General features: G+C 70.8%; 9 protein-coding genes. 6 read left to right on the forward strand and 3 right to left on the reverse strand.

Going from position 1 to position 10,505, the window contains the following annotated elements; genetic code table 11:
• Window positions 1–4: 4 nt before the first annotated feature.
• From ADK36_RS29060 to ADK36_RS29070, 3 genes are all read right to left on the reverse strand, one after another.
• Window positions 5–595: a hypothetical protein gene (locus ADK36_RS29060; RefSeq protein WP_053199580.1), complete on the reverse strand. Its 591-nt coding sequence runs from the start codon at window positions 593–595 to the stop codon at window positions 5–7.
• Between the two features lie 221 nt (window positions 596–816).
• Window positions 817–963, reverse strand: a complete 147-nt coding sequence (locus tag ADK36_RS49090; protein WP_159029340.1) for a hypothetical protein — start codon at window positions 961–963, stop codon at window positions 817–819.
• A 59-nt stretch (window positions 964–1,022) separates the two neighbouring features.
• Window positions 1,023–2,384, reverse strand: a complete 1,362-nt coding sequence (locus tag ADK36_RS29070; protein WP_048587242.1) for a pyridoxal phosphate-dependent decarboxylase family protein — start codon at window positions 2,382–2,384, stop codon at window positions 1,023–1,025.
• Between the two features lie 161 nt (window positions 2,385–2,545).
• Between ADK36_RS29070 and ADK36_RS29075 the strand changes: the two genes are divergently transcribed.
• From ADK36_RS29075 to ADK36_RS29100, 6 genes are all read left to right on the forward strand, one after another.
• A complete protein-coding gene (locus tag ADK36_RS29075; RefSeq protein ID WP_107083967.1) occupies window positions 2,546–3,034 on the forward strand; it encodes a MarR family winged helix-turn-helix transcriptional regulator in 489 nt (162 codons plus the stop codon).
• A gap of 332 nt (window positions 3,035–3,366) precedes the next feature.
• The gene (locus ADK36_RS29080) at window positions 3,367–4,596 is read left to right on the forward strand and encodes a histidine kinase (RefSeq protein WP_053199582.1); all 1,230 of its coding nucleotides are present in this window, start codon (window positions 3,367–3,369) and stop codon (window positions 4,594–4,596) included.
• A 641-nt stretch (window positions 4,597–5,237) separates the two neighbouring features.
• On the forward strand, window positions 5,238–5,903 hold the full coding sequence (locus ADK36_RS29085; protein WP_063776974.1) for a (2Fe-2S)-binding protein: 666 nt from the start codon (window positions 5,238–5,240) through the stop codon (window positions 5,901–5,903).
• A 12-nt stretch (window positions 5,904–5,915) separates the two neighbouring features.
• Window positions 5,916–6,896 carry an FAD binding domain-containing protein gene (locus ADK36_RS29090; RefSeq protein WP_048587245.1) on the forward strand — a complete coding sequence of 327 codons (981 nt, stop codon included), beginning with the start codon at window positions 5,916–5,918 and terminating at the stop codon, window positions 6,894–6,896.
• Window positions 6,893–9,106: a xanthine dehydrogenase family protein molybdopterin-binding subunit gene (locus tag ADK36_RS29095; RefSeq protein ID WP_053199584.1), complete on the forward strand. Its 2,214-nt coding sequence runs from the start codon at window positions 6,893–6,895 to the stop codon at window positions 9,104–9,106. The genes ADK36_RS29090 and ADK36_RS29095 overlap by 4 nt, the downstream gene beginning before the upstream one ends.
• 139 nt (window positions 9,107–9,245) lie before the next feature.
• Window positions 9,246–10,403, forward strand: coding sequence for an XdhC family protein (locus ADK36_RS29100; RefSeq protein WP_053199586.1), 1,158 nt, complete (start codon window positions 9,246–9,248; stop codon window positions 10,401–10,403).
• Window positions 10,404–10,505 lie beyond the last annotated feature (102 nt).

The following is a 10,505-nucleotide window of genomic DNA, read 5'->3' on the forward strand; positions in this document are numbered from 1 at the left end:
GCTGTCACACCTTCATCAGTGAACTCGTACGGATACGCAGATCGACCTCGGGGCACTCGGCGCCCTCGGAACCTTCGGCTGGGTGCTGGGGAGGCGGAGCCCAGGCGCCCAGGGCGTGGTAGAACTCGCCGTCCCGGCGCTCCAGGTAACAGATGATGTTGAGGGGCCACCCGGTCCGGCCGAAGAGATGACGGTCCATGGGAGTCGGGCGCTCGCTGAGCATCTGGCCGCGTTCCGACGGCGGGCCGAGGCGGTGCCAGTCCGGGTGCATGTGGATGGAGCCGAGCAGGTCCATCCCCAGGGCCTCGGCCTCGCGGGACGCACTGAGGAGGTCGCTGGAGTCCATCCACCAGCCGCGGTGCTCGTTCTCGTAGGCAGGCCCGAACTTCGGCACGATCGTCTCGCGGAACTCCCGTCGAGCCGCCGGATCACTGGTGCGGGCGTTACGGCCGAAGGCGACACGCCGTACGTGGTAGGTCGTCGCCTCCGCGTTGCCGAGCAAGAGCGCGAAACAGGGCAATGGGGCTTCGGGGGTGATGAGTTGGTACTCAGCGGCAGCCACGGCAAGGAAGTCCGCGAGTGCCTGGTCGTCCATCAGGACGGTCGGAGGAGCGGGGGTGGTGCCACCGGTTGCGGAACAGTCGGCCGAGCTCCATCTTGCGTCCGGCGAACCGGACCCGGATGCGTTCGTCACAGCGGACATGGGTGTGGTCTCCGTCGACATGGGGGTGGGGAGGCCGTTGGAGCGGAGTGTCCGGAGACGCTACTTGAGCGTTCACGCTCGCAGGTCGACTGCCGTGAACTGTGGGGATTTCCCTACGGCTTGATAGGAACTTGCGGCCGGATGGTTCGCCACGACGAGGTGATGAGCGTCAGGTACGCCTCAGCGCGCAGCAGGCACGCACGCTCCTCGCGCTGGGCGAGCGATTCGGCCTTGTGGATCGCGCCGCTCTGCATCTTCAACGGCGACGTGCCCCCTGCCGCCTGGCAGTCCTCGCCTGATGCGCGGGCGGTCGTCGCCCTCAGGATCGGGTGAGCCGTTCGACGTGGTAGTGGATGTGCTCCACGTGGTGCTCGGATTCCGGTTTCATCAGCACGCTGCGGAGGATGCGCGCGCTGTCGGCGTCCGCGGTGATTTTGGGGTGGCGTGCGGTGAACGCCTCGCGGTCGGCTCTCAGGGTGCTCAGGAACACCGGGTCGGGGCTCGTCATGCCGTCCGCGAGGATGCGGGCGGAGGCCGTGTCGATGCCGCTCAGGGTGGCGGGGTCGACAACGGGGAAGTAGCTGACGATGTCCAGTTCCGGCTGTTGGTAGAGCTCCAGGTGGTCGGAGGTGGTGATCAGTTGTGCCCACTTCAAAGCGGCCCGGCGGCCCGCCGCCAGCACCCGGCCCAGGCCGTCGGCGGTGGGCGGGAGGAGCTGGAGGGTGAGCCACAGGGCGGCGGCCGAGGCGCCGGCGCGTGAGCATTCCAGGCTGATCTCGCCGAGGTGGAGCTCGCTGGAGGTGAAGTAGGTGTAGGGCGAGTCGTGGAGGTAGAAGCGCCCCACCTCGGGGTCGCGGAAGAGCACGGCCCCGCAGCCGTAGGGCTGGAGCCCGTGTTTGTGCGGGTCGACGACGACCGAGTCGCACCGGGCGATCGCCTGCCAGGGCTCGGGCGCGAGTCCCTCGGGCCCGTCGGCACCGGCCAGCAGGGTGAAGAAGCCGCCATAGGCGGCGTCGACGTGGAGGCGGACGCCGTAACGCTCTTTGAGGAGCAGGGCCTCGTGGATCGGGTCGACGGCGCCCAGCCCGGTGGTTCCGGCGGTCAGCACGACCGTGCCCACCCGGCCGCCGCGCAGCAGGTCCTCCAGCGCGTCGAGGTCCATACGTCCCCGGTTGTCCGTGGGGACCGCGTGTCCCTCCATCCCCAGCACACGGCACATGCGGCCGTGGGTGTAGTGGGCGTCCGCGCTGTACGCGACACCTCGGCCGGGGTGGAGTTCGCGGGCGACGAAGAGGGCTTCGAGGTTGGCGATCGTGCCGCTGGTCGTGAGGTGGCCGAGGTGGGTGTCGTAGCCGAACATGGCGGCCAGCTGAGCAACCGCCTCGCGTTCCATCCGGGCGGTGGCGGGGCCGCCGTCCAGAGCGTGGTTGTTGGGGTTGATCAGCATGGCGGTGAGGTAGCCGACCATCGCGGCGGGGTGCGGGGGCTTGAGCATCTGCCCCGCGTAGTGCGGGTGGAAGAACGGGTAGTTCTCCCGCAGTCTCCCCGTGAACTCCTCGAAGGCTGTCGCGAAGCGGTCGTCGTCGACCTGGAGTGACGGGTGCGGCTGGTAGGGGCCGAAGGTGTCGGCCCAGTCCTGTACCGCGTGGGTGGCTCGGCCGAGCCAGTACTGCAGGTCCATGGGGTGTCCCTCTATCCGATGTGACCGCCTGCGGGGCGGCGCGTCCACCATAGGATTTAGTTGAGCAGTCAGCAATTGATTGCTCAGTAATTGAGACATCAGTAAGTGATGTGGCAGTAAACTCACAGGCCAGGACCGTCAGGATGGGAGGACCTGGGCAGGTGAATGCCGCGACCCGGCGGGGCGAGCAGGCCGCCCGCGCCGCAAACAGCCAGCTCGTTCACGACTTCGGGCTGTTGATCAAAGCCGCGACCCGCCTGGAGCAGCGGATCGACACCGACCTGCGACAGGAGTGCGGGATCAGCCACACGATGCTGGAGGTCCTCATCAGGCTGTGCCGAAAGCCGGGCGAGGAGGTCTCCCAGCGCCGGCTCGCCGACGACCTCACCCTCACCAGCAGTGGCACCACCCGGTTGATCGACCGTATGGAAGAAGCCGGCCTGGTCTGCCGCGTCCCGTCACCGGACGACCGCAGAATCGTCCTGGTGGAACCGACCGATCACGGCCGTACCGTGTTCCTTCAGGCCGTGACCGTTCACTCTCGTGTCGTCGAGCGGTACTTCGTCACGCCCGTGGCCCGCGACGACTACAGCCGGCTGACCGGCGCGCTGAGCGATATCAACGAGGCACTGCGCGACGCCGCCGGCTGACATCACCGGCCCATGGCGGATTCCGCTGCGGGTGGTGCGCCGACAGCGCTGCGCCAGGGCGGAACCCGGTGGCCGGGCGACCGCGGTGACCCGCGTTCCGCCCGCGTAGCCGCGGTCCAGCACTGGGTGGCGGTGCTGTGCCGGTCGGGAGCCGGGGGCGACAGGGGGTGCGGTCGGTACGGTGGCTGCGCCCTGCCGGACGGCGAGCAGTACCAGCGCGTGGGATCCCGCGCGCGCCTCGGCCATTCGGCCATTGTCGAGGCGGCCCCCGTTCGGGCGGCGATGGCCGTTCGGCCGATCCTGCCGGGCCGCAGAATGCTTACTCTGGCGCCGTGAACCTTGTGCGCGTGATCGACGGACCGGCCGTGCCAGGCGGCCGTCGGCACAGAGGGCTGCACGCGGTCGGCGTGGCCCTGATGATCCTGGCGGCCGGCACGGACCTGCTGGAAGCGGGCCTCATGGCGGCACTGGGACCGCAGGACGGGTACAGCGTGACGCCGTGGCTGCAGCCCGCCACCGTGCTGCCGCTGTGCCTGGCCGCGGTGCTCTGGCCCACGGCCAGGCGGCCTGCGTGGGTCAGCCCCGCCCTGCGCATCGCGGTACCCGCCGGGGCCTCGGTGGCGTTGACGGTGGTCGCTGTCCTGACCGACTGGCCGATGGGGTTCGGCCTGGGGGAAATCGCGACACTGCTGTACCTGTTGCTGGTTGCCGTCCGTTCCTGCCCCGGGTGGTGGGCGACGGCGTTCGTGGGGCTGTGCGGCGTGGCCGTCGTCATCCTTCCTGCCAGGCTTCCCTCCCTCGACGGGCCTGGCGGAGGAGCCGGGCTGGGGCTCCTGCTTCCGGTCATGGTGGCCGCCGGACTGGGCGGCTACCTGCGCTTCCTCGATCACCGCCGCCGCGCGATGGTCGACAGGACCCGCCGGAGCGAACGCCTCGCGATGGCCGCCGACCTGCACGACTTCGTCGCCCATCACGTCACGGGGATCCTGGTGCAGACGCAGATGGCCCAGATGTTGGCCACCGACCCGGACCAACTGCGGCCCGTGCTACGGAACATCGAAACCTCCGCCACCGAGGCCCTGGCCTCCATGCGGCGCACCGTCGGCCTGCTGCGCGAGGCCCCGGACCACACCGCCGCAACCGACGGCGCGAGCCGTCCGCTCGGCGATCTGGCGGCGCTCCCGAGCCTGGTCGAGGGCTTCGGCGGCCCCGTCGGCCCGAAGGTCGTCCTGCACCGCGACCCCGCCGTACCCGACGACCTCCCAGCCGAGGTACAGACAGCCGCGTACCGCGTCGTCCAGGAGGCCCTGACCAACGTCCGCCGCCACGCCGCCGACGCCGACGAGGTCACCGTGGACCTGGCCCACGACGGCCGCGCCCTGACGGTGACCGTGCGCGACGACGGCCGCGGCGGCACCCGGATCCCGCAGGCCGCGCGGGGCGGCGGCTTCGGCCTCGTCGGCCTCACCGAACGCGTCACCGCCCTCGGCGGCGAACTGCACGCAGGTCCCCGTCCCACCGGCCAGGGCTGGGAGGTCACGGCGGTGCTGCCGACGGCTTAGCGGCCAGGGCGTGACGTGTCGGCGGCCTGATTGACGTGACGCGGCACCGGGGGTGGGGAAGAGGATGCGTGGCCGGGGCGGACGCCGTCGCGTGAGCCGTTCATGCCGCGCACCTTGTTCTTGAGCTCCGGGCTGGAACAGGCAGTCAGGCAGAGGCTTTTCGTTTGTGATCCGTGGACCGGCCGATCGGTTCCCCGGCCTTACCCACCCTGCCCGTCGGCTGCCCGTCGGCTGCCCGGCGTCGAGGGGGGGACCGAACCAGAGCGTGCGGTCACCGACTTGGCTCTCTCCGCACCCCGCCATGGCTCCACCGACCGGACGGGTGGACCGCTGCGGCTGCTACGGGTCGACCGCTCTGCCTGCTACTGCCAGACGTACCAACGGCAGTCGTAGCTACCGGAGTCGTCCCAAAACTGCTTGCTCGTTGTATCGCGCCGCATGCAGCACAGTGGATGCCATGCCGCACCGAGGGCCTGGTGATGCGGCTGCCGACCGTGTTCGCCCCCCGGTCGCCGCCATCCTCGCGGGCCGAGGGCCCGGCTCGTCCACCGCGGCGTGAACCGTCTCCCGTACTCACGCTGACTCGTGCACATGACGGTGGTCGGTACGCCATCCGTCTTCCGTCGACCAAGAGAGTGGGCATGTCCATCGAACCCCCCGAGTCAACTGTCTCTCCCTCCGAAGGATATTCGGAGGGATATTCCGAGGGATCTTCGTCCGCCCCGTCCCGGCGCACGTTCATCGCGACCACGGCCGTCGGCAGTGCTGTCGTGGCGGGCGGCCTGATAGGCGGGCCGTCCGTGTTCGGCGTCGAGCCGGCGGACGCCGCCACCCAGGCGCCGCCCACCAGCAGCGTCTCCGTGACCGTCAACGGCGAGCGCCGCACCGTCACGGTCGACAACCGGACCTCGCTGCTGGACCTGCTGCGCGAACGCATGGGGCTGACCGGATCGAAGAAGGGCTGCAACGCCGGCGCCTGCGGCGCCTGCACCGTCCTGGTCGACGGACAGCGGGTCAACTCCTGCCTGACGCTGGCGGTCCGGCTGGACGGCGCCGAGGTCACCACCATCGAGGGCCTGGCCAAGGGCGAACGGCTGCACCCGCTGCAGCAGGCGTTCATCGACCAGGACGCCTTCCAGTGCGGTTTCTGCACCTCCGGCCAGATCATGTCCGGCGTCGGCTGCATCAAGGAGGGCCACACCGGCTCACCGGAGGAGATCCGGGAGTTCATGAGCGGCAACATCTGCCGCTGCGGCTGCTACGTGAAGATCGTGCGCGCGGTCGAGCAGACCGCGCACGGGAAATGAGGCACGGCCCCCATGCATCCCTTCTCCTACACCAGGGCCACCGACACCCGGCAAGCCCTCCACGCCGGCCGCGACGGCGGCCGTTACATCGCCGGCGGCACCACGCTGGTCGACCTGATGCGCGAGACCGTCGAACGCCCCCGCACGCTGGTCGACATCAGCGCCCTGCCGCTGCGCGAGATCATGGTCACCCGGCGCGGGGGCCTGCGCATCGGCGCGCTGGTGCGGATGTCCGAGGCCGCCGCCCACCGGGGGGTGCGCGCCCTGTACCCGGTGATCTCGCAGGCCCTGGAGCTGAGCGCGTCCGCGCAGCTGCGGAACATGGCGACCATCGGCGGCAACATCATGCAGCGCACCCGGTGCACGTACTTCCGCGATGTGACGGCCGCCTGCAACAAGCGTGAGCCGGGCTCCGGTTGCGCGGCCCTGCACGGCGTCAACCGCACCCACGCGATCCTCGGCACCTCCGACGACTGCGTGGCCACGCATCCCTCCGACGTGGCCGTGGCCTTCGCCGCCCTGGAAGCGAGCGTGCACCTGATGGGGGCGGACGGCGAGCGCACCGTGCCCTTCGCCGACTTCCTGCTCAAGCCGGGCAGCACCCCGAACCGTGAACAGGCCCTGCGCCCAGGCGAGTTGATCACCGCGGTCGAGCTTCCGGCCCTTCCGCGCCCGCTGAGGTCGGGCTATCTGAAGGTCCGCGACCGGCAGTCCTACGAGTTCGCGCTGACCTCGGCGGCCGTCGCCCTGCACATCCGGCACGGGGTGATCCGCGAGGCGAAGGTGGCTGCCGGAGGCGTGGGCACCGTGCCCTGGAAGCTCACCGCCGTCGAACGGCAGCTGATCGGGCGGCGGCCGTCCGACGCCCTGTGGACCAAGGCCGCCGAACACGCCGCCGACGGGGCCCGGCCCCTCCAACACAACCGTTTCAAGGTCGAGTTGCTCAAACGGACCGTCGAGCGCCAGCTGCGCATCGTGGGAGGTGGCAAGTGAGCCCGCAGCCGCAGGCAGCCGTCGGCGCCCCGCTGTCCCGGGTGGACGGACGGCTGAAGGTGACCGGCCAGGCCAAGTACACCGCCGACCACGACATCGACGGAGTCGTGCATGCCGTCATCGTCGACAGCAGTGTCGCGCGCGGACGGATCACCGGCATCGACACCCGCGCCGCCGACGCCCAGCCCGGCGTCCTGGGCCTCATCAGCCACCTCGACAAACCCGCACTGGCCTACCGCGACAACCCGGGCGCCTGGTTGGACCCCCGCAGCGGCGAACGGCTGCACGTCTTCCAGGACGACAAGGTCCGCTTCCTGGGGCAGCCCGTCGCCGTGGTCGTCGCCCGCACACTGGAGGCCGCCCAGCACGCCGCGGACCTGGTGAAGGTCTCCTACGACGCCGAGAAGCCGTCGACCGACATGTCGGCATCCGGGGTCCCGGAGAACGACCCCCTGCCGCCGCAGAACTACGTGCGCGGCAACCCCGAAGACGCGCTGGCGTCGGCGGTGGTCAAACTGGAGGGCACCTACCGGCTCACCCGTAACCACCACAACGCGCTGGAGCCGCACGCCACCATCGCCCGCTGGGACGGCGAGAAGCTCACCGTGTGGGACAAGACCCAGTGGACGGTGGGCGCTCGGGACGAACTCGCCGCCGTGTTCGGCATGTCGGCGGAGAACGTGCGCGTCATCTCGCCGTTCGTCGGCGGCGCGTTCGGCAACGGGCTGCGTACCTGGCCGCACACCACCATCGCGGCCCTCGCCGCCCGCCAGATCCGCCGCCCGGTCAAACTGGTCCTGACCCGCGAGCAGCTCTACTACGGGGTGGGCTACCGGCCCGCCTACGAGTACGGGCTGCGTCTGGGCAGCACCCGAGGCGGACGCGTGACCGCGGCGCTCCACCGGATACGGGCCGAGACGTCCTCGTACGAGCACTACGTCGAGGGCGTGATGAACCCGGGGCAGATGCTCTACGCCACGCCCCACGTCCGCCAGGCGTACCGGACCGTGCCGCTGGACGTGAACACCCCGACGTTCATGCGCGGCCCCGGCTGGTCCAGCGCCGCCTTCGCCATCGAGTCGGCCATGGACGAACTCGCCCACGAGACCGGCATCGACCCGATAGAGCTGCGGCTGCGCAACGAACCGCAGGAGGACCCTGTCAACGGGCTGCCCTGGTCCACCCGGCGCCTGACCGAGTGCCTGCGGACCGGAGCCCGCGCGTTCGGCTGGCACCGGCGCAACCCCAAGCCCCGCTCCCGGCGGGACGGCGACTGGCTGATCGGCATGGGCATGGCCAGCGGTATCTACGACACCCTGCGCATGCAGTCCGAGGCACGGGTCAGGCTGGACGCCGACGGCACGGCCCTGGTCCAGGCGTCGACCAGCGACATGGGCCCCGGCACCTACACCTCCGTGACCCAGCTCGCCGCCGACGCCCTCGGCCTGACCATGCGCACGGTCCGCTTCGAACTCGGCGACTCCACCTTCCCGCCGTCCCCGCCGCACGGCGGATCGCAGACCATGGCCGGTGTCGGCTCCGCCGTCCAGGACGGCTGCGACAAGCTGCGACAGGAGGCGATCAAACTCGCCGTCGAGGACGAGCGGTCACCGCTGCACGGCGTCGACGCCGACGACATCGTGGTCCGCGGCGGCCGGCTGCACGTCAAGAGCAACCCCGCGCGCGGGGAGACCTACCGGCAACTGCTGGCCCGTAACAGCCGTACGCACCTGGAGACGCGCGGGACCTTCACCCCGAGCGGCGACGACCGTTACTCCATGAACGCCTACAGCGTGACGTTCGCCGAGGTGGCCGTCGACCGGCGGCTGGGTCTGGTGCGGATGCGGCGCATGCTGGGCGTCTACGACGTCGGGCGGATCATCAGTCCCAAGCTCGCCGACAGCCAGGCCCTCGGCGCCATGGTGGGCGGCGTCGGGCAGGCCCTGCTGGAGCACACGGCCACCGACCACCGCGACGGCCGGATCGTCAACGCCAACCTCGCCGACTACCTCGTGCCCGTCAACGCCGACATCCCCGACATCAAGGCGATCTACCTGGACGGGGAGGACCTCCACGCCGACCCCATCGGCGTCAAGGGCCTCGGCGAGATCGTGAAGGTCGGGGTCGCGCCGGCCATCGCGAACGCGGTCTTCAACGCCACCGGCCGTCGCGTCCGCGACCTGCCCATCACCGCCGAAGCCCTGCTCTGAACCCCGGGCGGCAGGGGCCCCTCCCGCCACCCGGGCGGGGCCCTGACAGCCGTCCCACTGACCGGCCCGCCGCCGTGCCCTCCATCCCCCTACGCCGGCGCGGCGGCGGGCTGCCCAACCTCCCCCAGGAGAGCCACTCATGCTGAACATCGCGGACACGCTGTACCGCTGGTGCCGCGAGGACCGCCCCTTCGCCCTCGCCACCGTGATCCGGGTCAGCGGCAGCGCACCCCTGCCACCCGGCACCGCACTGGCCGTGAGCACGGACGGCGAGGCGGTCGGCAGCATCTCCGGAGGATGTGTGGAAGGCGCCGTCTACGAGCTGTGCCGACAGGTGCTGGATACGGGCGAACCCCCGATACGGGCCTCGTTCGGCTACTCCGACGACGACGACGCCTTCGCCGTGGGCCTGACCTGCGGCGGCGAGATCGAGGTCCTGGTCCAGCGGATCGACCCCGCCGACCAGTCCCACCTCACCACCGCCCTGGAACACGTGTCGGCCGGTGTGCCCGTCGCCGTGGCACAGGTGATCGACGGGCCGCAGCGCCTTCTCGGCCGCACCCTGTCCGTTCTCGGGGGCGGCAGCGCGTACGAGGGGACCCTGGGCAGCCGACAGCAGGACCGTACGGTGGCCACCCAGGTCCGCGCGCTGCTGCGGGCAGGCCGGACCGCCCGCGTCGAAGTCGGCGGGGACGCCGACACCTGCCCGGAGAAGCTGACACTCCTGGTCCACACCCACGCAGCGCCGCCCCGCATGCTGATCTTCGGCGCCGTCGACTTCGCCGCCGCCCTCAGCCAGGCCGGACGCTTCCTCGGCTACCGGGTCACCGTCTGCGACGCCCGCCCCGTCTTCGCCACCCCGGCCCGCTTTCCGTACGCCGCCGAGGTCGTCGCCGACTGGCCGCACCGCTACCTGGAGCGCGCCGAGGTCGACGCCCGTACCGCGATCTGCGTCCTCACCCACGACGCCAAGTTCGACATCCCCCTGCTCCGCCTGGCCCTCGACCTTCCGGTCGGCTACATCGGCGCGATGGGCTCCCGCCGCACCCACGAACACCGCCTGGAACGTCTGCGTGAGGCCGGCGTGCCCGAGGAACACCTCGCCCGCCTGCGCTCACCGATCGGACTCGACCTCGGCGCCCACACCCCCGAAGAGACGGCGATCTCCATCACCGCCGAGATCATCGCCCTCATCAACGGCGGCACCGGCCTGCCCCTGTCCCGCATCCCGGGCCCCATCCACCGTTCCGGCCCCATGGCCCAGGTGTCGTCGCCGGCCGAACTCCTGGCCGTATGAGGCCCCACGTGCTCATCGACACCTACGGCCGAGTGGCCACCGACCTGCGGGTCTCGCTGACGGACCGCTGCAACCTGCGGTGCACGTACTGCATGCCCGAGG

Origin of the sequence: Streptomyces viridochromogenes, from assembly GCF_001270495.1 — a bacterium.
Lineage (GTDB): Bacteria > Actinomycetota > Actinomycetes > Streptomycetales > Streptomycetaceae > Streptomyces > Streptomyces viridochromogenes_A.

Coding starts and splice junctions, on each gene's coding strand:
- ADK36_RS29085 (WP_063776974.1), top strand. CDS start 5,238: ATGTCCATCGAACCCCCCGAGTCAACTGTCTCTCCCTCCGAAGGATAT.
- ADK36_RS29070 (WP_048587242.1), bottom strand. CDS start 2,384: ATGGACCTGCAGTACTGGCTCGGCCGAGCCACCCACGCGGTACAGGAC.
- ADK36_RS29100 (WP_053199586.1), top strand. CDS start 9,246: ATGCTGAACATCGCGGACACGCTGTACCGCTGGTGCCGCGAGGACCGC.
- ADK36_RS29060 (WP_053199580.1), bottom strand. CDS start 595: ATGGACGACCAGGCACTCGCGGACTTCCTTGCCGTGGCTGCCGCTGAG.
- ADK36_RS29090 (WP_048587245.1), top strand. CDS start 5,916: ATGCATCCCTTCTCCTACACCAGGGCCACCGACACCCGGCAAGCCCTC.